Genomic DNA, 25,341 nt, shown 5'->3' with positions numbered 1-25,341 from the left:
ATACACAATGAAACAATCACCCTCATCCAAAAAAAATAATTCAAGAAGGTCATTCCTGAAAAAAGCAACTGTCGCCTCGTCTATATTTATTGTTCCCAGACATGTACTGGGTGGCGTGGGATATGTTGCACCTAGTGACCGACTTCGTCTGGCCGCAATAGGTGCAGGCGGCAAAGGATCTAGTGACATCTATAATGCCTCGGTAAACGGCAGGGAAAAGGTGGTTGCCCTATGTGATGTGGATTTTTCGGGGTCTGCTAAACGTTCAGTAGAAAGATTTCCCAAGGCAAAATTATATCATGATTACAGAGTAATGTTAGAGAAAGAGCGGTTGGACGCGGTCACCATTTCTACTCCTGACCATGTTCATGGACCTGCAGCAGCCTTCGCTATGGAAAGAGGAATACATGTTTATGTTCAAAAACCTATGACTCATAACATCAGAGAAGCCAGAATGCTGACAGAAATGGCACGCAGTAATGAAATTGTTACTCAGATGGGGAACCAGGGTGGTTCTAATCCGCTATTAGGAATGGTGCAGAAATGGGTTGATTCTGGTGTAATAGGTAATATTTCAAAAGTACAGGTATGGACCAACAGACCCGTTTGGCCTCAAGGTTATGCCATGCCCGAACCAGATGCTTCAAAGAAACCAGAAGATCTTTATTGGGACCTTTGGCTGGGGCCGGCCCCAGCCCGTCCGTACACTCCCAACCTGCATCCATTTAACTGGCGAGGATGGTGGGATTATGGAACCGGAGCACTTGGGGATGTCGGCTGCCACCTTATAGACATTCCTTTCAGGACACTGGGTCTTAAGTATCCAACTGATGCAGAATGCAGTGTGGGGTCTGTTTACACCCAAATGTGGAATGCCGATTATCATCCGGAAGGTTGCCCTCCTTCTTCATTTATTACCCTGCATTTTGACGCTACAGAGAAAAGTAAGTCTCCCATAGAAATGACATGGAGTGATGGAGGAATAAGACCTTCACATCCGGACATTATTCCGGCAGACCACGATATTGGCGGTAAAAATAGTAGCAATGGGGTACTAATAATCGGTGATAAGGGGATTATCTCTACAAATATTAACGACAGTTCTCCTATTATGCCAAAACTTTACCTGAATGACGGAACTACAGAATTTGGTCCGGAAGTAGAGGATAATAAAGAACCTGAATACGGCCATCAACGCAAATGGGTAGACGCATGTAAAGCCGGTTTTAACAGTCCCGAGCATTTGGGATTAACCTCCTCGTTTGATTATGCCGGGCCTATGACAGAAACAGTACTAATGGGTAACCTGGCCATAAGAAGTTATATGCTGCAGAAGGAAAATTCTGAAGGAAAGATGGAATTCTTTGCCCGAAAAAAGTTGCTTTGGGATGGCGAAAACATGAGAATCACCAATCAGGAAGAAGCGAACCAATTTGTAGGCAGAACCTATAGAGAGGGCTGGAAAATATAGCGGCCTTACCCTTTAACAGGTGTTATAGTTATTTTCTTAAATTCCACAGGGCCGTGGTCTCCCTGAATTAATATCGGTCCGGGTGCCGCCTCATTGTTATCGAGGGCACCTCCGGTCATTCCAGGGATAATCTGATCTGTAATAATTTGTTTGCCGTTACCCACTATGGTCACTCTGCGACCAATAAGTGTAATCTCATAAGTCTGCCACTCCCCTGCTGCTTTGGCTACCATTTCATTGGGAGTAAGAAATCCATACACCCCTCCAAAATAGATATCGGAAGGTGCCAGCCCCTTGTTGTCTGCTATTTGTACTTCATATCGGCCGCGGAGGTAGATACCGCTATTACTGCCTTCTGGATAACGAAATTCCACATTTAACTTAAAATCTGTAAACTTTTGATCCGAAACCAGATTAGCGCCAGATTTTTGACTTGTTAAAATACCATCTGTCACTTGCCATTGGTTCTCTCCCATTGCCTGCCATCCGGACAAATCCTTGCCATTGAACAGCGCCGTAGATTCTCCCCAAACCGGGTTGGCGTTGTGTGGTAATTCCGGGGACCTTGATGCCTCCCAATCGTAAGATTTACCATCGGTATAAACCATAGTACCCATCAACTTTTCACCTGATAAGGCTCCTTCGAACTTCATATTGGTCTTACCTGGCTCCCACTGGGGTGGTATTTCAAAGCTAAACTTCCCATCCTGTAATTTAACTTCAGCAATGGGCCTGGCACTGCCGAATGCGTAAACAAAGCGGCCCACCAACGTATTGGTCCCTGAATGCCGGATTTCTAACCAGGATGGTAATTCTTTGCCTTCCTGAGAAATGGAGAGGTTCCATCTTCCTTCCAACGGATTTTCATCCTGTCCGAAGATAATCGCAGGTGACAATGATAAAATCATAAAGGTAATAACCGAATACAATATAAATTTCGTTTTCATATGTAGATAATCAATTCTTGTTTTCAACTTCTCTTTAAATAAATCTAAAATTGGGAGTATTACAGGCAGTCGTCCCTTCGCCGGGTATCTACCAGATAAATAATCTTCCATCCTTCCCCATCATTGAACAACTGAAAGGAATTTACACCACAGTGGCTGAATTTATCATTAATCCAGAATTCATAGGGCGTCCAGGCATTGGCCATAGCTCCATCTATCTGAATACTGTACGACTTTATTTTTTCCTGAAAATTTATAGAATCGGGAATAGACACTATAGATTGTATAAGTCGATCAAATTTTTCCTGCCTGATTCTCAACTGGCCTTCTTTATTATTTCCAATGGTTTGCAGTATGGGATCATCGCCAACTGTAGACAACATAACTACAGAATCTTGCTGGTGGAAACCCTCAAAGAAGGTCTCAATTGTTTTTTGAACGGCTTCCTCTGCCGTACCCTGAGCGGAAAGTGGAACAATCGACAATAGTAAAAACAACAATAGTAATCTTTTCATTTTTTACAATTTGTCCAAAAATAACTCAAAAAAACGAAATATAATCCCCCTTGGGATCTGTGGTACTATCTCACCAAAACTCCTTACATTTAGCCCAATTAAATTTTGTAGCATGTCGACAGCAAAAAAGGAATTCAAGAGGGTTACCGTAAAATCTTTAGTGGATATGAAAAAGCAGGGCGAGAAAATCTCCATGCTTACGGCATATGATTATTCCATGGCAAAAATTGTTGATGCCGCAAATGTGGATGTTATCCTGGTTGGTGATTCTGCCAGCAATGTGATGGCCGGACATGAAACTACTTTACCCATCACCCTGGATCAAATGATTTATCATGCCTCATCAGTAATTAGGGCCGTAAACAGAGCTCTGGTGGTAGTTGACATCCCTTTTGGAAGTTATCAGAGTGATCCCAAAGAGGCCCTAAGATCTGCCATCAGAATTATGAAAGAAAGTGGAGCGCATGCCGTTAAAGTAGAGGGAGGGATAGAAATAAAGGAGTCCGTAAAAAGGATTCTAAACGCAGGAATCCCGGTCATGGGGCATTTGGGATTAACCCCTCAATCTATTTACAAATTTGGAACATATACGGTCAGGGCCAAAGACAAAGACGAAGCTGAAAAATTAATGGACGATGCAAAAACTCTTGAGAAACTGGGTTGTTTTGCCATTGTTCTGGAGAAAATTCCAGCCGAATTAACAAAGAAAGTATCCGAAAGTATTTCTATCCCAACTATTAGTATTGGGGGCGGCAAACATGCAGACGGACAAGTATTGGTCATCCATGACCTGTTGGGGATGACTCATGAATTTAACCCAAGATTTTTACGCCGTTATATGAACTTATACGAGGAGATGGGTGCGGCAATATCCAATTATGTCCAGGATGTTAAAAACCTGGATTTTCCAAGTGATGAAGAACAGTACTGATTAGACTACAGTTGTATTGACCCCTATGAGAGCTCAAAAAAAACTTAGAGGACTAGGAATACTGGCTGTAGTTATTCTTAATATCAGCTGTGATCAGATCTCCAAAGATTTGGTGAGAAAAAATGTTCACCCATCAGATTATATAGAAGTCCTGGAGCATCACCTGATTTTAACCAATGTAGAGAATACTGGCGCAATGCTGGGTATTGGAGACCAGCTATCTCCTACATTGAAAATTATAATTCTTCAACTGCTACCTTTAATGGTATTGCTTGCACTTCTTATAAGACTGTTGCAAAAAACAGGAATGGACTATCGCCTGGTAATCGCCTTTGCTTTTGTTATTGGAGGAGGTATTGGCAATTTGTGGGACAGGGTAATGTATGGATCTGTGACCGACTTCTTTCAAATTAAACTTGGTGTTCTTAAAACCGGAATCTTCAATATGGCCGACGTCTCTATTAGTTGTGGGATGTTGTTTATTTTATTTCTGATTTTCAGACAACAAAAAATAGCACTGTAGTGACCTCCAAACGAATTTCCACGGCAGATAACCTCCAGGTATTGTATGAAGACAATCACCTTATCGCTATTAACAAACGTCCGGGAGATATTGTTCAGGGAGATAAAACAGGAGACCTTCCCCTTAGTGAAATAGTAAAGCTGTACATTAAAAAAAAGTACAACAAGCCAGGTGCCGTTTATTTAGGCGTAGTGCATAGAATAGACCGGCCAACATCGGGTATAGTGGTTTTTGCCCGGACCTCTAAAGCGCTAGCCAGACTCAATAAAATTTTTGCGCAGAAAGAAGCTACAAAAACATATTGGGCCATCGTTAAATCCAGACCTGACAAAAGTGAAGACACCCTTATTCATTGGTTGGTACGCAACCCCAGGCAGAATAAGTCCTATGCTCATAAACTGGAGGTTGAGGGGGCTAAAAAAGCAATTCTGACCTATAAAATTATCAGGAAACTAGACAATTATTTTATACTGGAAATTCACCTGGAAACCGGGAGGCATCACCAGATCAGGGCGCAATTGGCAGCAATAGGTTGCCCTATTAAAGGCGACTTAAAATATGGATTTGACAGAAGCAATGCAGATGCGAGCATACATCTGCATGCGAGAAAGTTGTCGTTTATACATCCTGTCCAAAAAGTAGAGGTAAATATCGTCGCACCACCCCCTTCGGATGTGCTCTGGCAGGCAGGTTTATGATTTTTTATTACTTTAAAGGAGACGTAATTCATTGGGATGTTTATATCTAAAAATGAAATTACCAGCCGCCAACTTTATTGCATAGGAAAGAGATAGGCATGGTATTTGAATTACTGAGAATGAAATATAAAGAACACTATACCATGATTAAAAGAACACTATTTATTATTGGCGTATTATTGGCGGCTTCTTGTAGTAGCTATAATTCGATTGACAATTTCTACAATGCTCATAAAAATGACGATAAAGTAATGGCCATACGCGTGCCACGCGTAATGTTGTCCTTGGTTAGCGGTATTTCCCCGGAGATGAACGCCCTTGTTGGCAATACAAAGGATCTGAGGTATATGCAATTTCCAAGTACAACCCCTGCGAGAACACGCTTTCTTAATAACCAAATGAACAATATTACCGGCAATTCTTTTATTGAGGTGTTCAGAAAAAATGATGAACTAAAAAGAAATGTAGTATCCATTCGTGAAAAGCGCAATTCGGTCAAAGAAATCCTGATCTATAATAACAATAACATAAGGGGTTCTTTCTTGTATTTCAATGGAGATTTTGACCCTGTGAAAGTAAGGGAGCTGGCAAAGAACAACCAATTTGAAAAGCTCTCCTCCGGGCTAATTCAGCAATTTGGGTCCGGAACCCCAGGAATAGTTAACGAGTAGCGGCCATTGCTTTTTCCCTTATGATCTGTGCAACCGGTTTGTTTTGCAAGTGACTTTCTAGCCAGGAAAGAATATCGAGATATAAAAAAGCGCGTTTTTCATAAGGATGATGCTCATATTTCTTTAATTGATCGTACAACTTCTGAAATTCATTTCTCAGCTCATGTGGATAAATATCTCCAAGGCCCCTTAAGAATTTGATCATCTCCTTTTGCACTTCATGAAGGTCGTTCATTTTTAAAAGAAACTTATATGTGCTTTTAAGTTGTATTTCCAAATGATAATCCATACCTGCCTCATAATGCGCCACTAAGCTCAGAACTCTTGCAAAGCACATAAGGTCTTCCCGCATCTTCAGGTTTTTATTATTGATGATCTTTTTTAAGTATTGAATACAGGTTTTGTTATCGCCAATACTAAAGTAGAGACAGGCGATCTTATAATACAATACCATTATGTGATGCTCGTCTATTCTGTCTCGGTGCTTGGCTATACCATATTCTATGATTCTCACCAAATACAGGGCTTTTTCAAAGGTGCCTTCCAGAAAATGCAGGTTAAGTTTGTTTGCATTTACGTAAAGAAATACCAGGGAGCTGATATTGTCATTTTTGGGAAAGTCTTTTTCACTAATTTTAGCCTCCAATCGCTCCAGGCTAGCTTTAAACTGGGAGCTGTATTTTACAAAAAACAGAGATTCTAGCAAATAATGGTTCCCCTTAAGAAAGAAAACCGGGTTAAGATAAATCATCTCCTTATTCTCATAAAAGAGATCTACCCATTTACTGGAATATTTATAACAGGATAGGAAGTCCTGAAGTAAAAAGCTGTACCATAAATGCGCTTTATACAGCCACAACTTTTCCCTGAAACCTAAATCCTCTATTCGATATTCTGGCAGGTGCATTTCAAAATACCGCTCCACTTTTCGATAGTCCTCATCGCTCCTGACATAACCCACTTTGAGCATCATGCCATATAATTGCAGGGAGAGGTTAGAGAGTTTGCTGGTCATTACATTCTGTTCAGCCAGTTCCTTAGCCTGCACGGCAAGTTCATCTGCCCTATCCGGGATACTCCTTGTTATATACTGGGTTTCAATTATTTTCTCTAACTCAACTATTTCGTAAGCAATGTTTTTCTCCTCATTATCAATCGCGATTGCTTTTACTTTATCCAGTATTTTAAGGCTTTGCTTATACAGTCCTTTTTGATAGAGAATAGTTGCAAAATCTAGCTGCTCCCGCAACTGAACACGAATGTTCTGGTTAACCGGATTAAGACGAAGGCTTACTAAAATTTGTTTGTACAGATGGGCTTTTAGGTTAGAGAGCTGCGTTTTTTTGACAATTCCACTGTCCAGAATAACACGCTCATCATACTTCTTCATTTTGTCCATTAGATTGAAGAGCGCAAGAAATTTAGCATCTGTATTCACCCCTAACCGTCCGACATATAATTTAAATTGTCGCTTTTCCGATTTGGATAAGGATTTAACCAGAACAAACAAGGCGTCTTTATGGGCAGTTGTCATCGTAAAATGATAGATTTAAACAATTGTATTTCAGGATATTATCTATGTCAAAAACTAAATTAACGTTGTAAATAGCACGATGGTTCTAATTGCTTTTGAAAAGCTAACTATATATTCGTAATGGTGACTAAAATTATGTAAAAATAATGAGTAAAGATAAGGTACACATTTTTGATACCACTTTAAGAGATGGGGAACAGGTTCCCGGTTGTAAATTAGATACGAAACAGAAGTTGGTCATTGCCGAAAGGCTAGACCAATTGGGAGTGGATATTATTGAAGCAGGCTTTCCAATTTCGAGTCCTGGAGATTTTAAATCGGTGTCTGAAATCGCGAGAGTGGTCAAAAATGCAACAGTTTGCGGGCTGACCAGGTCTGTAAAAAAGGATATAGAAGTGGCGGCCGAGGCAATAAAACATGCCAAAAGACCCAGAATACATACCGGCATTGGGACTTCCGATTCGCATATTAAGTTCAAATTCAACTCCACCAGAGATAAAATCATTGAGAGGGCCGTGGAGGCCGTCAAATATGCCAAAAGTTTTGTGGAGGATGTTGAATTTTATGCAGAAGATGCAGGACGAACAGATAATGAATATCTGGCGCGCGTCTGTGAAGAAGTCATAAAGGCGGGTGCAACAGTCTTAAATATTCCTGACACTACAGGCTACTGCCTTCCCGAAGAGTATGGGGCCAAAATGAAATATTTAAAGGAAAATGTAAGGGGAATAGATAAGGCTATACTGTCTTGTCATTGCCACAACGATCTGGGGCTGGCTACTGCGAATTCAATTGCCGGAGTAATTAACGGAGCGCGGCAAATAGAATGTACTATTAACGGGATAGGAGAACGCGCTGGGAATACGTCTTTGGAGGAAGTAGTAATGATCTTAAGACAACATCCCCATTTGGCGCTCGATACCGGGATCAACAGTAAATTGCTGTATAGTACCAGCCAGATGGTGTCCCAGAAAATGGGAATGCCAGTACAGCCCAATAAGGCTATTGTAGGTTCTAATGCTTTTGCACATAGCTCGGGAATACATCAGGACGGGGTTATCAAAAAAAGAGAGACCTATGAGATTATCGATCCTGAAGACGTTGGGGTAAACGAATCTTCAATAGTATTGACGGCCAGAAGCGGAAGAGCTGCTCTGGCATACAGGGCAAAAAATATTGGTTACGAACTTACCAAACTTCAGTTGGATAAGGTGTATGATGAGTTTCTGAAATTCGCAGACCGAAAAAAAGAAATAGAGGATGCGGATATTCATGAAATTGTAGTAGCAAGTCAGATTAATCTGGAAAGTTTGGCATAGATGAAATTAAAGATCGCATTGCTTCCCGGTGACGGTATTGGTCCCGAGGTCACAGCACAGGCAGTAAAATGCCTGCAGGCGGTTGAAGAAACCTTTGGACATCAATTTACTTTTACTCGGGCACTGGTTGGTGCAAGTGCCATTTCGGCCAAAGGTGATCCTCTTCCCGAAGAAACCCTGGAATTATGTAAAAATTCGGACGCCGTTTTATTTGGAGCGATAGGCGATCCAAAATATGACAAGGATCCGGATGCCAAAATCCGACCCGAACAAGGTTTATTGCGACTGCGTAAAGCATTGGATCTTTTTAGCAATATAAGACCGGTAAAGATATTCCCAACAATCATTAAAAAATCTACCCTGAAAGAAAAGGTGATCAAGGGAACAGATTTTATTATCTACAGAGAACTAACAGGCGGTATTTATTTCGGTGAAAAAAAATTAAGCGACGATGGGACAAAGGCTTCTGACCTTTGTGAATATTCCGAACACGAGATCAGCAGAATTGCTCACCTCGCTTTTAAAGCGGCAAAAAGCAGGCGCAAGAAGCTTACCCTGGTAGATAAGGCGAATGTTTTGGAATCCTCCAGACTGTGGCGTAAAGTTGTTAGTAAAATAGGTGAAAGCTATCCAGAAGTTGAGCTGGAATTCTTGTTCGTAGACAACGCGGCAATGCAATTAATTCTGAATCCAAAACAATTCGATATAATACTTTCAGACAATATGTTCGGAGACATATTATCTGATGTCGGAGGAGTTATTGGGGGATCCATTGGACTTTTACCTTCGGCTTCCGTGGGGGAAAACAACGCAATGTTTGAGCCTATACATGGTTCATACCCGCAGGCTGCTGGTAAAAACATTGCCAATCCTATCGCCTCAATTTTGTCGGCCGCAATGCTACTAAATCATTTTGGGCTTGATGAAGAATCGCAATCCGTGGTCAATGCCATTTACAAATCCATGAAAAAGAACATTGTCACCCCCGATCTGGATGTAAAAAGTAAATACAGTACAGATGAAGTTGGAGAGTTTATTGCCGGAAACATAGTAGACTCTGATAACTTTCAGAGTATCAATAAAGAGAATATTGGGTTGGGAAAATCAACCATCATTTAGTTACATTTTAGTCACCAAAAAAAGACCTTCTATTTTCCAGGGGGTCTTTTTATTTTCCAGCGCATTTGAAACAAGGGTCAGGGCATTAATTAAGGCGGAATCGAAACCTTACTACTCGTCCAATAATTCCTTTATAAACGTATCAAACTCCAATTTAAATTCCAGGTACTTATCACCAGTTGCCGGACCATTAAAACCGGTATGAATCTTTCTAACCTTTCCTTTTTTGTCAATAAATATGGTAGTTGGATAAGAAAGTACATGATTGAGCATCGGTAACTTTTCATTCGCTTTACTCTTATTGGATGTGCCGTATTGTGCTAATAAAACAGGATACTCTACCCCCAATCTGTCTTTAAGTCTTTGTATTCCTTTAAAAGCACCCTCCTTGGTCCTGGCATATTCAAAAGCCAGGGCTATCACTTTCAAATTGGGGTTATTATTTTTTTTGAGATAATCTACCAGAAATTTCGATTCGTCAAGGCAATTAGGGCACCATGTGCCCATGATCTGCACTACGGTAGCCTTTCCCTGGAATTCAGGATCGCCTAACGAAATTAGTTCTCCTGCCTCATTCGGAAAACTGAATTCGAATGTATCGTAACCATCTTTTAAATAGGTCAGAGTGGTTTCATCCGGCAGTTCAAAATCTTCGTTACGTACGGCAGTAAAAATTTCCTTAGAATGATTACCAGAGTAGAACGCGCCATTAAGTGTGCTATCTGTCACCCTTGCTGTAAACAAAAAAGCATGGGCCCCATCAAAAGTTGAAAGTTTAAGAGAATCTCCATCGACTATTCCCTCCAGATATCTGTAGTCTCCTGTAGTTGTACGGAAGGTCCCCTTAACAAGTTGTTTATTCTGTGTAAATATCCCCTTGGCAATATAAGGGTCATCGTCATCAGGAATAAATTCAGTTTCCCAAATCCCGGAAATGTCCTGTGTACCAGGATGGGCGGATGTAAACCTTGGAGCCGCCCCATAGGCAGCTTTAAAAGGCACTACCCTATCAAGGCTTTCTTTAATATAACTCCCCTCTACGCTCTCTTGGGTATAGGTCCCGGCAATATATCCTTCAAAAACAGACATTCTGATATATATAGAGTCCTGCTTAATTTCTATATCGTTTATGGTGATTACTTCATCGGCATTATAGACTTCCATAACAAAAGACTCATCCACTTTGCTAAGGTTAAAATTGAAAGGCAATTTCTCCCCGTCCATAACTTCCAAATGCGCCAACCAACTTCCTTGTTTCAATTGATCCTTTTTAACCGTTTCGCATCCAAAGAACCCAATAAAAACAAATACCAATATTATCTTTTTAACCATAATTCTCCTATATGTTCCAAATATCGAAATAAGCCGGTAGAACTTACAATAAAAATGAAGTATTTCAATCCTTACACTATTGAATGTAAGATTGCATTGTTTTATCTTTGAGGCTCTAAAACCAACTGATGAATATTTCCTATAACTGGTTAAAACAGTTTCTCCGATTAGATTGGCCGGCAGAGCAGACCGCTGAACTATTAACAGACCTGGGTCTGGAGGTAGAAGGGATAACTCCATTTGAATCTATTGTTGGGGCATTGGAGGGGGTTGTCGTGGGGGAAGTTCTAAGTTGCATAAAACATCCCAACGCCGATAAACTAAAACTTACAACTGTAGATATAGGGACAAAAGATCCGGTCCAAATAGTTTGTGGGGCGCCCAATGTTGCCAAAGGCCAAAAGGTTGCCGTAGCTACCATTGGTACCACTTTGCATCCTGGTGAAGGTGAGCCTTTCACCATAAAGAAAGGTAAAATCAGAGGAGAAGAAAGCCATGGAATGATATGTGCTGAAGACGAATTAGGATTAGGTGATGATCATGACGGGATTATGGTGCTGGAAGAAAGTCTTGTTCCCGGAAGCCCTTGTTCTGAAGTTTTTGAAATTGAAAAAGATCAGGTATTTGAAATTGGATTAACACCCAACAGAGCTGATGCCATGAGTCATTTTGGGGTAGCAAGAGATCTAAGAGCAGGCCTAAAGCAGAAAGAGGTCCTTATGGAGTTAATTACCCCCTCTATAAGCAACTTTAATGTATTGAACAGATCGCTTAAGATGGATGTAGAAGTAGCCAATAGCGACCTTGCACCCAGATATTGTGGGATTACCATTAGCAACCTTATAGTTCAACAATCGCCAGACTGGTTAAAAAACAGGTTAAGGGCAATTGGATTGAAACCTATAAATAATGTGGTGGATGCCACGAATTATGTTCTCCATGAACTTGGGCAACCTTTACATGCTTTTGATGCCGATAGAATATACGGTAATAAAATAAGCGTTAAGACGCTTGCTGCCGGCACTAAGTTTATGACATTAGATGGCATTGAACGCAAACTGCACGAAGATGATCTCATGATCTGCGACGAGGAGAAACCAATGTGTATTGCCGGGGTATTTGGAGGCATTAATACCGGAGTAACAGAAAGCACCAAGGCTATTTTCCTAGAAAGTGCATATTTTGATTCGGTTGGCATCAGGAAAACTGCCAAAAGACATGCATTGAACACCGATGCTTCTTTCAGGTATGAAAGAGGTATAGATATCAACAATGTGGAATATGCTTTAAGGCGGGCCGCTGTGTTGATCAAAGAACTAACCGGAGGAGATATCACCTCGGATATTGTTGATCTTTACCCCAAAAAAAAGGAGAATTATCAGGTATTTCTTTCCTTCAAGAAGATTGATAAACTCATAGGGCAGAAAATAGATCGGGATACTATCAAATCTATTTTGGCCTCTTTGGATATTCAGGCAAAAAGTGTCACGGAATCAGGATTAGGACTGGAAATTCCATTTTATAGGGTAGATGTTCAGCGTGAAGTTGATGTAATTGAAGAAATTCTACGGGTTTATGGATATAATAATGTCGCTTTCGGTAATAAGTTAAATGCATCAGTAGCCAGTACCAGCAAGCATGAGGGCCATAAACTTCAGCATATTATCGGCAACATGTTGACAGCACAGGGATATTATGAAATCCTTGGAAACAGTCTAAGTAATCCCGAATACACTGGTTATATAGATGGCTTGGATAATAGTAAAGCCGTAGCAATATTAAATCCACTGAGTAACGATTTATCAGTGCTGAGATCAACCATGTTGTTTTCTGGCCTGGAAGCTATTTCCTATAATATAAACAGAAAAAAAACACGTCTTAAGTTTTTCGAATATGGTAAAACGTATAGCAAGGGTAGAGAAGGGAATTTAGAGAAACAACATCTGACCCTCCTAATTACGGGAGACAGGCTCAGAGATAGTTGGACGGAAGCAAACAGGCCTACGGATTTCTATTATCTAAAAGCAGTTGTAGAATTGGTGATGAGCAGATTAGGTTTATCTGCGGTTACCTCCTGCCCGGTTGAAGACCCTATATTTTCCGAAGGAATCACACTTTTCGATGGCAAAGATGCGCTGGTAAATTACGGCGTTGTGAACAAAAAGATACTTCAGCATTTTGATATAAAACAAGAGGTGCTATTCGCAGATTTTGATTGGGATAAATTAATAGAAAAAGCTGCAAAACAGACTATTATCTTTAAACCACTATCAAAATATCCTGAAGTAAAACGCGATTTTGCATTGCTCCTGGGAGATGAAATTACTTTCAAGCAAGTATATGAAATAGCTGTTCAAACCGAGAAAAAGTTACTTAAAGATATCAATCTATTTGATGTATATACCGGCAAAAAATTACCGGAAGGCAAAAAGTCCTATGCCATAAGTTATACGTTGCAAGACGAGAAGAAGACCTTGACAGATAAGCAAATAGATAAGATAATGAATAAACTGCAACAGCGGTACGAAAAGGAACTCGGTGCAGAACTCAGATAGACCTTAAATAGATTATGGCATAATTACACTATCAATGACGTGTATTACTCCATTGCATTGGTTGGCATCAGCAGTAGTAATTCTTGCAGAATTCCCATTCCGATCTGTTAAAACGATGTCTATCCCATCCATACTGGCCCTAATTTCATCTCCCTGGATTGTAGTGAAACTGGCAGTACCCTCGCCTCTGCAAAGGGCTTTTAAAATCTTGGAAGCGGTTAAATTACCAGCTACAATATGATAAGAAAGTACGGCCTTTAATTCCTTTTTATTCTCGGGAAGTAATAATGCCGCTATCTTTTCCTTGGATAACTTCCTAAAAGCAAAATCTGACGGAGCAAATACCGTAAAAGGACCATCGCTCTCTAATGTTTCTTCTAAATCTGCAGCTCTCACCGCTGCCAATAAGGTCTTGTGATGCTCGGAGCCTTCAGTGCTTTCAATAATTGTATTGTCCACAACAGACCGATCCAGCTCGGCCTCCGAACCCTGTCCGGTAATGGTACAAACGCATAATAGGCTTAAGATAAAAAGTGGGGCTCTTAAGTATTTCATTGTGGTGGGGTATCTGAAGTAGTCATTCAATATCGATGAACGGTATTATTATATCGACAATATACAATTTAGCACTAGATATCTGTTATGCGCACTGTGCAGTTCATAGAAATTAACAAAATATTAACAATATATTTTATCTAATTGGAATTGATTTGACCTTTAGCAATTACTATTTTTGAGAGAATGCTATAAAACCTATGCTATTTAAAAGAATAAATATCGCCACCAAACTGGCAAAGGTAAGAGACAAGTCGATTTCTGAAGAAGAATTACTGGCCAGTGTCTATGCCTTACTGGAAAAGGATAATGAACGGGAGAAACGCATACAGCAAAGCTTATCGAATAATTCAAGAGAAATTATCAACGATTTCAATTTTGATTTATTAGAAACAAAAAATATCTTCCATATTAATCAGATCAGAGAAACTTGTATAGATTATCGACTTCGTTTCCTGAATACTTCATATTTTAAAGGAGATATCCCTCTGGCGGCTATTAATAAGATTAAAAAGTTAGAAGAGCTTCATGATATTGAGATTCAGGGATATAAGATAATGGCTCCTTCCAAACTCTTTAGACTGGAAGACAAAGATGATCCCCTACTCTTTGCACCTATTGGTAACGATTATTTCTACCTCATCCATAAATGGGGGAAAGATTTACATCCTTTTCGCAGGATTTTGGTATGGCCTTTTAAGAATATTATTAACCTTGCACTATTGGTGGTTTTGATGAGTTATGCAGTAAGTCTGATGGTCCCGGACGGTTTATTTTCGAAAAATAATTCGGCTGCAGAGTTTTGGATCATTTTCTTCTTTATGTTCAAATCTATTGCCGCGATAGTAATATTTTATGGCTTCGCACTTGGGAAAAATTTTAATCCTGCTATTTGGCGAAGCAAGTACTTATGATAAGTACTCCCGGGAAGTCTACCTATTCATCAGAATTTCTTGCTTGCTTCTTCCTGACCTTGAAGCAGCGGATTTAGTTTATGAAAATCTGCTTCGGAACGCCGTCCAGGTCAATATTATCAATAAATGCTGGTTCCGGAATTGGCTTAATCCTCAACAATCCTCCCTTATTGCTGTCGCTCGATTTTTGATACCCTATAAGAATTAAGTTATTGGCGGTATCATAAGATACCATAGTAGTATCCCCAATTTCAAATTCGAACTGCCGCTCAGATGCTGTAAGGAAATTTTCAAAATAGTATAGTACTGCAGTATTTGTAGAAAAATCATATACTCCCGGAATATTGGGATAATCAGTTTCATCCAAATTGGTAGGCATTGGGTAGTATAAATTCCCGGCCGGACCGAATACGGAAACTTCAGAATATCCAAATTTAGGCTCCAAGCCTTCATTATAGCGCACTGTTTCCGTAACTGCCATAGAACTGCTATGGATGACCAGGTGCAATTCCGGATAGCTCACCATAATATTATTATCAACGGTCTTAAATATTCTCTGGGCACTATAATCCAGATTTAATTCATGAACCAAGGTTCCACTATTTGTATCAAAGACAATCAGAGCAAACTTGTCTTCTTCATCGGCATCCAATGAAAGAATAAATACTTTATTCAGAGCAAAGACAATTTGTACAGGTTCAAGCTCCAGTTCAATATCTGTAAATGTAATTTCTTCCGAGCTGGCATCAACAGTTCTAATAAAATAACTGGTATCCTCAACCCCAGTACCTGGTACAGCATAGGCCAGGAACATTGAATTGTCAGAATGCGTTATAGACTTCACAACCAATTCACAGTTGAGTAAATCTTCAAAAACTGCTATTTGTTTCGTAGCATAACTACTAAAATCAACTTTTGTGAGTTCCCCTGTACAATCCGGGTTTGTGGTGTACCAACTTATATTATACCCATCTCGGTAGCTATGTTCGGGTAAAGTAATGCTTTGGAAAGGGCTACTGACCGGATCCTTAGTAATAACCTCGGCATTAGCATTAAGTAAGGTCTCAGAAAGCGCCCCATTATGCGCAATAAGCACGGAATAATCAGCATCTGCATTTGGGCCTTCATCGTCTATAGGGGTAGAATTCTCAGTTTTAGTGCAACTGAGGGCCAAAACAGCCATTAGTACAAAGCACAGTCTGTAGGTATTCATAGCATTGGGATTTGGGGTCCAACACTACTACGCAGGAATCGAATACATTTTTTCTCTTTGCTCCTTGATAGCTTTATCGGACATATATTCATCAAACGTCAAATATCTGTCTATAGTATCTTTTGGAGTCAGTTCTATAATCCTATTTGCCACTGTCTGAGCAAATTGGTGGTCGTGTGTAGTAAACAAAACAGTCCCCTTAAAATTCTTTAGTGAGTTGTTAAATGCGGTAATACTTTCCAGGTCCAGATGATTGGTAGGTTCATCAAGCATCAGTACGTTTGCTCTTAACATCATCATTCTGCTAAGCATGCATCTTACTTTTTCTCCCCCGGAGAGTACTGTACACTTTTTCAAGGCTTCTTCACCACTAAATAACATTTTCCCTAAAAAGCCGCGGATATAGACCTCTTCGCGTTCTTCTTCGGTCTTCGCCCATTGTCTGAGCCAATCTACCAAATTGCTATTATCATTAAAAAAGGAAGAATTATCTGCAGGCAAATAAGATTGCGCTGTGGTGATTCCCCATTGAAATGAACCACTGTCCGCTTTGCGGTTGCCATTTATTATTTCGTAAAAGGCAGTGGTTGCCCTGGAATCTCTTGAGATCACTGCTACCTTATCACCTTTCGCCAAATTGATACTGGCATTCCTGAATAATAAATCACCATCTTCAGAAGTTGTAGAAAGTTTGTCCACATTAAGGATTTGATCCCCTGCTTCCCGTTCTCTTTCAAAAATAATTGCCGGATATCTCCTGCTAGAAGGTTTTATATCTGCGATATTGAGCTTTGCCAGCATTTTTTTCCTTGAAGTGGCCTGTTTACTTTTGGCTACATTGGCACTAAATCGCTGAATAAATTCTTGCAATTCTTTTGCCTTTTCTTCGGCTTTCCTGTTTTGCTGAGCCCTTTGTCTGGCTGCGAGCTGACTGCTTTCATACCAAAATGTATAATTGCCGGAATACAGATTGATCTTTCCAAAATCTATATCAGCAATATGCGTACAAACTGCATCAAGAAAATGCCTGTCGTGCGAAACTACAATTACTGTGTTTTCGTAATCTGCCAAGAAATTTTCCAACCAGTTGATCGTCTCATAATCCAGATCGTTGGTAGGTTCATCCATCACCAGTACATCCGGGTTTCCAAATAAGGCCTGAGCTAAAAGAACCCTCACCTTGAGTTTGGAATCAATATCAGACATAAGCGAATAGTGCAACCCTTCAGAAATACCAAGGTTAGATAAAAGAGCGGCAGCATCGCTATCAGCGTTCCATCCATTCATTTCTTCAAATGTCACCTGCAACTCTCCAATTTTATCTGCATTTTCATCCGAATAGTCCGCATAAAGGGCATCTATTTCTGTCTTGATCGAAAATAGTGTCTTATTGCCCATTACGACGGCCTCAAGAACAGTGTGCTGATCATAAGCATTATGGTCCTGTTCCAAAACAGACATTCTTTTTCCGGGTTCCAGGTTTATTTGCCCTGAAGTTGCTTCAATCTGGCCTGAAAGTATTCTAAGGAAAGTTGATTTCCCGGCGCCATTGGCCCCTATTACCCCATAACAATTTCCCTGGGTAAAACTTACATTTACCTCATCAAACAAAACCCTCTTACCAAATTGTACCGATAAATTTGAAACAGCTAACATATACGTGCCTTTAAATTTTTTGCAAAAATAGCGAAAACAAACTGTTGAACCAATAAACTTAATAACAGTTCTTTTGAACGAAGGTTTAACTTCTGTTAGGATTTTTTAACGCCCTATTAACAGCGCGAAGATTCAGGTTTGACTAGATTTGCTTCGATATGGCAGATATATTTATATGAATAAATTTTTATTTTGTCTCTCACTTTTCTTGCTGATGGCATGTGACGAAGAGAAAAAGGAGTCACCAACTGTATTTTTTGCCGGGGAAATTGTAAATCCCACCAGTGATCATATCGTCCTTTACCGGGGAGATGTGGTTATTGATTCTGCATTACTAGATGAGAGCAACAGGTTTAGTATTAAACTGGATTCTGTCCGGCCCGGGCTTCATCATTTCTATCATTATCCTGAATATCAGTTTGTGTACCTTGGAAAAGGCGATAGCATTCAATTAAGGCTCAATACAATTGAGTTTGATGAATCTCTGGTTTTTTCTGGAATTGGCGAAGAAGTCAATAATTTTTTAATTGAGATGTTTCTGGTTCACGAAAATGAAAAAGAGATGGTTTATTCTCTTTACCATTTAGAACCAAATTTGTTTATTTCAAAGACAGATTCATTAAGAGCAACTAAACTTCAGGCCTTAGAGTCACTTGCAAAAGAAACGCAACTTTCGGAATGTGCATACAATATAGCCAAGGCCAATATTAATTACGAATCATATATCTCCAGAGAGGCCTATCCATTTTACCACAAGAGGAACAAAGGTGAAAAAGACATACACCATCTTCCAAAAGATTTCTATGATTACAGAAAACAAATAAATTATAAGGATGAGGATCTTACCTATTTAAGGCCCTATTATAATTTCATGATCTACCATCTTGGAAATTTGGCCTATATGGAATGTAAGGACAACTGCGGAGGAGACATGAATATAGCTTCTAACCAACTGCACTATAACAGGCATAAGTTAAAACTTACAGATAGTCTGATTAAGCAAGCAGAATTAAGAGATAATTTGTTCAGACATTTTGCAGTCAACTATTTACTTAAACCAGATCAGGAAGAGAATATACACGCTTTTATAGCTGAATTTAAAGATCGCTCTGGGAACAACAGACATATGGATGAAATTACCAATCTGTATGAAGGGATCAAAAAAATGCAGCCCGAAAAAGAACTACCAGACTTTATTGTGCATACTACTGATGATCAGAAGGTGTCTTTAAAAGAAATTACTGCAAATAAAAATGTGGTTTTCTACTTCTGGTCAGGAGCAGAACAGAAGCACTTTAGGAATATCACTAAACGAATAGCCAAATTAAAGAAAGAGCATCCGGAATATACCTTTATCGGTTTAAACATGAGAACCGACAAATTGCGTTGGAAGTCGATCGTTGAAACAAGCGGCTTAGACAAGGACGAGCAGTTCTGGACGGAAGATTTTGAGGAAGCTTCTCATACCCTTGTTGTTTACGATGCAAATAAAAGCATCATATGCAAAGATGGTGTTATCGTTGATGCTTTTGCCAACGTATGGTCTTCCTTCTAAATACAGATTAGAAAATAAAAACCCGGTAATCTATAGAATGGATTACCGGGTTTTTTTTGCAATCGTTATTTCTAGTTCCCTTTCTTATAATCAGCCAGAAATTTTTCCAGGCCAATATCTGTCAGTGGATGTTTTAACAGGCCATCAATTGAAGACAAGGGCCCGGTCATAACATCTGCTCCCAATTTTGCACAATCAATTACGTGCATAGTATGTCTTATAGATGCTGCAAGTATCTGTGTTTCAAATCCGTAGTTGTCATATATAAGTCGGATCTCGGCAATCAGATTAAGACCATCGGTAGAAATATCATCCAGTCTTCCCAGGAAAGGAGAGACATAATTTGCTCCCGCTTTTGCAGCTAATAAAGCCTGCCCCGGAGAGAACACTAAGGTACAATTGGTTCTTATCCCTTTATCTGAAAAGTATTTAAGCGCTTTTACCCCGTCTCTAATCATCGGTACTTTAACAACAATCTGCTCATGTAATTCTGCAAGCTCCTCACCTTCTTTAATCATCCCATCAATGTCTGTTGCAATCACTTCGGCAGAAACATCTCCGTCTACAATATTACAAATGTCCACGTAGTGCTTTAAAATATTATTTCGTCCACTAATGCCTTCTTTGGCCATCAATGACGGATTGGTGGTTACCCCGTCCAAAACACCAAGTTCCTGTGCCTCACGTATTTGGTCCAAATTTGCAGTATCAATAAAAAATTTCATATGCTTCTCCTGTTAATTAGTACAATTTATTCTTTGTTTTTGTTAAGCTTCTTAACGGTACACAAAACTACAACTTATAATGGTTTAATAGCAGGCGTTCATACACTTTATCGGGCAATAACCGCTTTAATACCAATGAGAATTTCTGCATCGGACTACCTACTTTATAATGTACCTTTGGCTTCCTGGTCCTGATAATCTGAAGTACTTTCCTGGCCACCATGTCCGGATCGCCACCCTTATCTACATGTTCATTGATCATTTGAAGTGTGTTTCCATATCCTTCTTTATAGGGTGATACTTCGCCGATTGGCGAATGATATCTCCCTGCAGCTATATTTGTGGCAAAATCTCCAGGTGCCAAATTGGTGATATGAACGCCAAAACTTTTAGTTTCCATTCTCAGGGCTTCAGTGATCAGTCCAAGAGCTCCTTTACTTGAAGAGTAAATTCCACGGTAAGGCAAACCCATATAACCGGCAATAGATGTTATATTGATAATCAGGCCAGATCCCCGCCGTCTCATATAAGGAAGCACTGCCTTAATTACATGAATTGGGCCGTGTAAATTGGTCTCAAATGCCTTTAGTATTTCCTTATGCGGTGTTTCTTCTATGGGCCCGGTAATACCAATACCCGCGTTATTGATAAGGATATCTATCTGACCCTCCCTGGAAATAACTTCTTCAACAGCAGTTTTTATGGTTGGGGGTTCACATACATCGAGCTCAAGAAGATTAAAGTCATTAAAACCAGGATAATTATGCTTGCTCCTTGTAGTGCCATAGACCTTAAAGCCTTTAGCTTTTAAATAAGTTCCGATGGCCTTGCCAATTCCAGAAGATCCTCCCGTGATCAATACAACCCTTTGTTCCATAATTGCACAAATAAACAAATAAAACTGTGAGAATGGAAATCGGACCTGTGCGGATTATTACATGGCCATTGAAAGCACTAAACTTAATACGATTTTTGTTGTTGAATAGCAGGTACAAAAAAAGGCAAGCTACCTACATCGCACCGCTACGACCGCATACCCTTGCTGCGTTCCCACCCTGGGGGATTCTGCAGGAGCTGGTCGTGTAGGACTTGCCAACTGCAAATATACAACCCTTTTAATTTTAAGGCAATATTTTAGATTCTAAATTTATTGAATTACCTTGCTTTTCAAAGTGAAAAAAACCTATGAATTCCCTCAAATTTATTGCATACAGCAGCATTGTTCTTTTTGTATTAGCCTGTGGTGGAGAAAAGGATCCCAGCCGTTTTTTCGATATCCGAATTGATGGTAACAAAAAACAATTTCAGGTCAACCAAACTATCGCTGTTGACATCAGCAATAAGGCAGATAAAACAATAGACGAAGTTACTTTTTCTATTGACGGCAAAGAACTGGATGCTACAAATAATCAGATAACACTGGATGTTGCAAAACTGGGAAACAAGGTACTTAATGCCAGAATAAATTTCGAAGGTCAAACAGTAGATATTTCCAGAAAGATAAAGGTGCTGGCAGATAAAGCCCCTGAGATATATACCTATGAAATATTAAATGAGTTTCCCCACGATACGTCTGCTTATACTCAGGGCTTAGAGTTTTATAACGATACTTTATATGAGGGAACTGGTAAAAACGGCAATTCATCTCTGCGAAAAGTAGATTATAAAACTGGTGAGGTCCTGGCTAAGATAGATCTGGAAAACAATTTTTTTGGTGAAGGGATTACCATTCTCAATGGAAAAATTTTTCAACTGACCTGGCGCAGTAAAATTGGCTTTGTTTACGATCTGGAAAGTTTTAAAAAAACAGATAGTTTTCAATACGGTCAAAGTAAAGAAGGATGGGGGCTCTGTAATAACGGCGAAATACTTTTTAAAAGTGATGGTACCGAGAAAATATGGTTGCTTAATCCTGAAACACTTGTAGAAGAGGGTTTTATACAAACAGTTACCAATAAATCTATTTTTAACAAGGCCAATGAACTGGAATACGTAGACGGGAAACTTTATGCTAATGTTTGGCAAAAAGAAAGTATGATGATAATAGATTCGGGCAGCGGGGCAATAGAGGGTGTAATTAATTTTGGAGGATTAAAAAACAAAACTAAAAAACCAAACGATACAGATGCGGTATTAAACGGGGTGGCCTATCATCCGGAAAGAAAAACTTTTTTTGTTACCGGGAAATATTGGGATAAATTATTTGAGGTTCAGATAAAGAAAAAGGCCCCATGAAACCATTTATAAAGAAAATAACAGTAAAAAAGGCAGACCTGGACGATCTTGATCATGTTAACAATGTAAGATATGTGCAGTGGATTCAGGATATATCTAAAGAGCATTGGGAAAAAAGTGTTCCCGAAAAGTTGAATAATGCCGTAATATGGGTTGTTCAAAACCACAATATCACGTATAAAGGTGCTGCTAAATTAGGAGATGTAATTACTCTTAAAACCTATATAGCTGCCACTAAAGGGGCAACTTCACACAGGGTGGTTGAGATGAGAAATGAGCAAACCGGGGAACTACTTCTTGAATCTAAAACTACCTGGTGCTTGTTAGACCCCAAAACTTTTCGCCCAATGCGCATTTCAGGGGAGATCAGCGCAATATTTGCCGATAAGGAGAGTTAGAAAAACATGCGCTCATACTTCTGTTTACTTCCTATTGTTCTACTCATGATATTCTGGAGTTCGTGCAGAAAAGATTTTGAATACGGTTTTAGTACCGGCAGACTAGAGTTTTCTAAGGATACTGTATTTCTGGATACTGTATTTACAAATATCGGAAGTAGCACCTATACCCTTAAAGTTTATAACAGAAGCCGGGACGATATATTAATCCCGACCATTGCATTAGCACAAGGAGAAGCTAGTAGTTACCGCCTGAATGTTGATGGCATTCCCGGTAAATCATTTGAAGACATTCCCATCTTAGCCCAGGACAGTATTTTTATTTTTGTCGAAACTACTTATGACATTGCCCCGACAAATCAAAACGAATTTCTGTATACAGACTTGCTACAGTTCGATTCTGGGAGCAATTTACAGCAAGTCCCTATCGTAACTCTTATAAAAGATGCTGTATTTCTTTATCCTTCGGTATTGGCAGATGGCAGTAAAGAAACGCTGTTTCTCGGGCTGGATGAAGAAGGCAATGAAATAAGAATTGAAGGTTTTATCCTTCAGGATAACCAACTGAATTTCAATAATGAAAAACCCTATGTAATTTATGGTTATGCTGCTGTGGCCGAAAATAAAATTCTTACCATCGAGGCAGGCACCCGGGTCCACTTTCATAAAGATTCCGGGATGCTAATAGGTCAGGGAGGTACTCTGCAAGTTAACGGAAGTCTGAGTACCAATCCGGAGATCATGGAAAACGAGGTAATCTTTGAAGGCGACAGATTAGAAACGGCGCTCTCCGAGGTTCCGGGACAATGGGGAACAATTTGGCTTTCTCAGGGTAGTTTAAACAATGTAATTGATCATCTTACCGTTAAGAATGCCACCCTTGGGATGCTGGTAGAGGGACTTTCAGTATCCGCCATCCCAACGCTTACCATAAAAAATAGTCAGATACACAATAGTGCCACAATAAATATCTGGGCCAGACAATCCGAGATTCAGGCCGAAAACGTTATCCTGGGCAATGCCGGAAATACATCCCTTAAATGCTCTCTTGGCGGGGAGTATTCATTTATTCATACTACAATTGCCAACTACTGGAGCAATGGTTTTAGAAGTGGTACAGCCCTGGAGCTCAGTAACTTTGAAACCGACGGTAATAATGAAATACAGACTGGTGATTTAATCGCTGCTAATTTTACAAATTGCATCATAGATGGAAACATCTCCAGGGAACTATCTTTAAACACCATGGAAGGCGCGACATTTAACTTTACATTTAAAAATTCTATGTTGAAATTTCGGGATCTTAACAATCAGTTTGCAGATAACCCACTTTACGATTTTACCAATCCGGACTACTACAACACCCTGATTCTCAACGAAGATACCAACTTTCTCGACACTGCAAATAGCGATTTTAGAATAGGCTCATCTTCATTTGCCATAGATATTGCAGACACTGATGCGGCAGCCTTGGTACCCCTGGATATTTTTGGAACGGACAGAACCGAAACCCCGGATATTGGCGCAATCGAATTTCTAGTACAATAATTTGTTCGTAGTAGATTTCATTTTTGAAAGAAATTTCCTTCAATCTAGTTCATTTTCAACGATTTATAACAAAAACCTTAATAATTCTATGGTAAATATATAGTACTTTCTCATTTTGTATTACTACTTTGTACCTCAAATTAAGTTGAATTGGACTACACCTATACCATCATAGATTCTGAAGCCACTTCCCAGCTCCAATTGGAGCATTATCTGGAAGACTACGGGGATTTTTTATGTGTAGCCCAGGCTAGAAATAGCCATGACGGCCTGGATGCCATCCTTAAACACCTCCCGGACTTAGTTTTTGTTAATCTCAACGAAACGGCATACGAATATTTTCATATGGTAACTCAATTGCACCAATATGTCAAAGAATTACCATTGGTTATTGGGATTTCCAGGGGCAAGGAATACGCGTATGAGGCACTCAAGAATAACTTCTTCGATTATTGGTTAATGCCATACAGCGAATTTGATATCAGGAAAACCATTCTGAAGCTGCGCAAAAACATGCCGAAAGAGGTAGTTTCTCAAACACTCTGCTTAAAATCGTATAAGGATTTTCAATACCTGGAAACTGCAGATATCCTTTATCTAAAGGCCGATAATAATGCAACGGATTTTATTATGCGCGATGGCCGAACCATAAGCGCATTTAAGACCTTAAAGAGCTTTGAACAACAACTCCCTGATAATTTTATCAGAATTCACCAGAGTTATATTCTAAATACGCATTATGTTTCCAGGATAAATTACGGCAAGGCTATTTGTGCCTTGAAATCCGGAAAGACGCAACTCCCCTTTTCTAAAACGTACAAGCAAAACATAGATAACCTTAAAACACTGCTTGCGAAAAACACAATTACCTCCTTTAATTAAGTAAATTCTCACAGAAACAGTATAATTACTCCTAAAGGCTGTTCA

Annotated in this window: 23 protein-coding genes and 1 other RNA gene; 14 read left to right on the top strand and 10 right to left on the bottom strand. The window is 39.6% G+C overall.

The window, feature by feature from the left end; translation table 11 throughout:
- Positions 1-7 precede the first annotated feature (7 nt).
- On the top strand, positions 8-1,471 hold the full coding sequence (locus J1G40_RS10095; RefSeq protein WP_265242509.1) for a Gfo/Idh/MocA family protein: 1,464 nt from the start codon (positions 8-10) through the stop codon (positions 1,469-1,471).
- A gap of 5 nt (positions 1,472-1,476) precedes the next feature.
- Here the strand turns inward: J1G40_RS10095 and J1G40_RS10090 are convergent, their stop codons facing one another.
- Both J1G40_RS10090 and J1G40_RS10085 read right to left on the bottom strand, forming a co-directional pair.
- On the bottom strand, positions 1,477-2,418 hold the full coding sequence (locus tag J1G40_RS10090) for a DUF1080 domain-containing protein (protein ID WP_265242508.1): 942 nt from the start codon (positions 2,416-2,418) through the stop codon (positions 1,477-1,479).
- A gap of 59 nt (positions 2,419-2,477) precedes the next feature.
- Positions 2,478-2,933, bottom strand: coding sequence for a nuclear transport factor 2 family protein (locus J1G40_RS10085; protein ID WP_265242507.1), 456 nt, complete (start codon positions 2,931-2,933; stop codon positions 2,478-2,480).
- Positions 2,934-3,045: 112 nt separating this feature from the next.
- Between J1G40_RS10085 and panB the strand changes: the two genes are divergently transcribed.
- From panB to J1G40_RS10065, 4 genes are all read left to right on the top strand, one after another.
- Positions 3,046-3,864: a 3-methyl-2-oxobutanoate hydroxymethyltransferase gene (gene panB, locus J1G40_RS10080; RefSeq protein WP_265242506.1), complete on the top strand. Its 819-nt coding sequence runs from the start codon at positions 3,046-3,048 to the stop codon at positions 3,862-3,864.
- Between the two features lie 25 nt (positions 3,865-3,889).
- Entirely contained in the window at positions 3,890-4,387 is a 498-nt protein-coding gene (gene lspA, locus J1G40_RS10075; RefSeq protein WP_265242505.1) for a signal peptidase II, read from the top strand.
- Positions 4,387-5,085 carry an RluA family pseudouridine synthase gene (locus tag J1G40_RS10070; protein ID WP_265242504.1) on the top strand — a complete coding sequence of 233 codons (699 nt, stop codon included), beginning with the start codon at positions 4,387-4,389 and terminating at the stop codon, positions 5,083-5,085. The genes lspA and J1G40_RS10070 overlap by 1 nt, the downstream gene beginning before the upstream one ends.
- A gap of 119 nt (positions 5,086-5,204) precedes the next feature.
- Entirely contained in the window at positions 5,205-5,756 is a 552-nt protein-coding gene (locus tag J1G40_RS10065; protein ID WP_265242503.1) for a DUF4252 domain-containing protein, read from the top strand.
- Here J1G40_RS10065 and J1G40_RS10060 read toward each other — a convergent pair.
- Positions 5,746-7,290 carry a hypothetical protein gene (locus J1G40_RS10060; RefSeq protein WP_265242502.1) on the bottom strand — a complete coding sequence of 515 codons (1,545 nt, stop codon included), beginning with the start codon at positions 7,288-7,290 and terminating at the stop codon, positions 5,746-5,748. The two genes, J1G40_RS10065 and J1G40_RS10060, sit on opposite strands and share 11 nt — an antisense overlap.
- A 146-nt stretch (positions 7,291-7,436) precedes the next feature.
- On the opposite strand from J1G40_RS10060, the gene J1G40_RS10055 reads away from it, so the two are divergent.
- Both J1G40_RS10055 and leuB read left to right on the top strand, forming a co-directional pair.
- On the top strand, positions 7,437-8,609 hold the full coding sequence (locus J1G40_RS10055; protein WP_265242501.1) for a 2-isopropylmalate synthase: 1,173 nt from the start codon (positions 7,437-7,439) through the stop codon (positions 8,607-8,609).
- Positions 8,610-9,728, top strand: coding sequence for a 3-isopropylmalate dehydrogenase (gene leuB, locus J1G40_RS10050; RefSeq protein ID WP_265242500.1), 1,119 nt, complete (start codon positions 8,610-8,612; stop codon positions 9,726-9,728).
- Positions 9,729-9,839: 111 nt separating this feature from the next.
- Here leuB and J1G40_RS10045 read toward each other — a convergent pair whose 3' ends face one another.
- Positions 9,840-11,060 carry a peroxiredoxin family protein gene (locus J1G40_RS10045; RefSeq protein WP_265242499.1) on the bottom strand — a complete coding sequence of 407 codons (1,221 nt, stop codon included), beginning with the start codon at positions 11,058-11,060 and terminating at the stop codon, positions 9,840-9,842.
- Between the two features lie 128 nt (positions 11,061-11,188).
- Between J1G40_RS10045 and pheT the strand changes: the two genes are divergently transcribed.
- Entirely contained in the window at positions 11,189-13,615 is a 2,427-nt protein-coding gene (pheT, locus tag J1G40_RS10040; protein WP_265242498.1) for a phenylalanine--tRNA ligase subunit beta, read from the top strand.
- 12 nt (positions 13,616-13,627) lie between these two features.
- Here the strand turns inward: pheT and J1G40_RS10035 are convergent, their stop codons facing one another.
- Positions 13,628-14,170, bottom strand: coding sequence for a fasciclin domain-containing protein (locus J1G40_RS10035; RefSeq protein ID WP_265242497.1), 543 nt, complete (start codon positions 14,168-14,170; stop codon positions 13,628-13,630).
- A gap of 200 nt (positions 14,171-14,370) precedes the next feature.
- Between J1G40_RS10035 and J1G40_RS10030 the strand changes: the two genes are divergently transcribed.
- The gene (locus J1G40_RS10030) at positions 14,371-15,084 is read left to right on the top strand and encodes a hypothetical protein (protein ID WP_265242496.1); all 714 of its coding nucleotides are present in this window, start codon (positions 14,371-14,373) and stop codon (positions 15,082-15,084) included.
- A gap of 73 nt (positions 15,085-15,157) precedes the next feature.
- Here the strand turns inward: J1G40_RS10030 and J1G40_RS10025 are convergent, their stop codons facing one another.
- Both J1G40_RS10025 and J1G40_RS10020 read right to left on the bottom strand, forming a co-directional pair.
- Positions 15,158-16,297, bottom strand: a complete 1,140-nt coding sequence (locus J1G40_RS10025; protein WP_265242495.1) for a hypothetical protein — start codon at positions 16,295-16,297, stop codon at positions 15,158-15,160.
- 27 nt (positions 16,298-16,324) lie between these two features.
- Positions 16,325-17,953 (bottom strand): ABC-F family ATP-binding cassette domain-containing protein, encoded by a 1,629-nt coding sequence (locus J1G40_RS10020; RefSeq protein WP_265242494.1) that lies wholly within the window; start codon positions 17,951-17,953, stop codon positions 16,325-16,327.
- A gap of 175 nt (positions 17,954-18,128) precedes the next feature.
- Here J1G40_RS10020 and J1G40_RS10015 point away from each other — a divergent pair, with 175 nt between their 5' ends.
- Positions 18,129-19,508, top strand: a complete 1,380-nt coding sequence (locus J1G40_RS10015; protein WP_265242493.1) for a peroxiredoxin family protein — start codon at positions 18,129-18,131, stop codon at positions 19,506-19,508.
- 71 nt (positions 19,509-19,579) lie between these two features.
- On the opposite strand, the gene fsa is transcribed toward J1G40_RS10015, so the two are convergent.
- The 3 genes from fsa to ffs all read right to left on the bottom strand — a co-directional run bounded on the left by fsa (position 19,580) and on the right by ffs (position 21,328).
- Positions 19,580-20,233 carry a fructose-6-phosphate aldolase gene (fsa, locus tag J1G40_RS10010; protein WP_265242492.1) on the bottom strand — a complete coding sequence of 218 codons (654 nt, stop codon included), beginning with the start codon at positions 20,231-20,233 and terminating at the stop codon, positions 19,580-19,582.
- Positions 20,234-20,300: 67 nt separating this feature from the next.
- The gene (locus tag J1G40_RS10005; protein WP_265242491.1) at positions 20,301-21,110 is read right to left on the bottom strand and encodes an SDR family oxidoreductase; all 810 of its coding nucleotides are present in this window, start codon (positions 21,108-21,110) and stop codon (positions 20,301-20,303) included.
- 119 nt (positions 21,111-21,229) lie between these two features.
- Positions 21,230-21,328, bottom strand: an RNA gene (ffs, locus tag J1G40_RS10000) — signal recognition particle sRNA small type.
- Between the two features lie 90 nt (positions 21,329-21,418).
- Here ffs and J1G40_RS09995 point away from each other — a divergent pair.
- The 4 genes from J1G40_RS09995 to J1G40_RS09980 all read left to right on the top strand — a co-directional run bounded on the left by J1G40_RS09995 (position 21,419) and on the right by J1G40_RS09980 (position 25,296).
- Positions 21,419-22,468, top strand: a complete 1,050-nt coding sequence (locus J1G40_RS09995; RefSeq protein WP_265242490.1) for a glutaminyl-peptide cyclotransferase — start codon at positions 21,419-21,421, stop codon at positions 22,466-22,468.
- A complete protein-coding gene (locus tag J1G40_RS09990) occupies positions 22,465-22,866 on the top strand; it encodes an acyl-CoA thioesterase (RefSeq protein ID WP_265242489.1) in 402 nt (133 codons plus the stop codon). The genes J1G40_RS09995 and J1G40_RS09990 overlap by 4 nt, the downstream gene beginning before the upstream one ends.
- Before the next feature lie 45 nt (positions 22,867-22,911).
- The gene (locus J1G40_RS09985) at positions 22,912-24,414 is read left to right on the top strand and encodes a hypothetical protein (RefSeq protein ID WP_265242488.1); all 1,503 of its coding nucleotides are present in this window, start codon (positions 22,912-22,914) and stop codon (positions 24,412-24,414) included.
- A gap of 150 nt (positions 24,415-24,564) precedes the next feature.
- The gene (locus J1G40_RS09980; protein ID WP_265242487.1) at positions 24,565-25,296 is read left to right on the top strand and encodes a LytR/AlgR family response regulator transcription factor; all 732 of its coding nucleotides are present in this window, start codon (positions 24,565-24,567) and stop codon (positions 25,294-25,296) included.
- Positions 25,297-25,341: the final 45 nt, after the last annotated feature.

It is taken from the genome of Muriicola sp. Z0-33 (genome assembly GCF_026126425.1).
Taxonomy (GTDB): domain Bacteria; phylum Bacteroidota; class Bacteroidia; order Flavobacteriales; family Flavobacteriaceae; genus JAFMPW01.
This window is presented reverse-complemented; position numbering and strand designations above follow the sequence as displayed.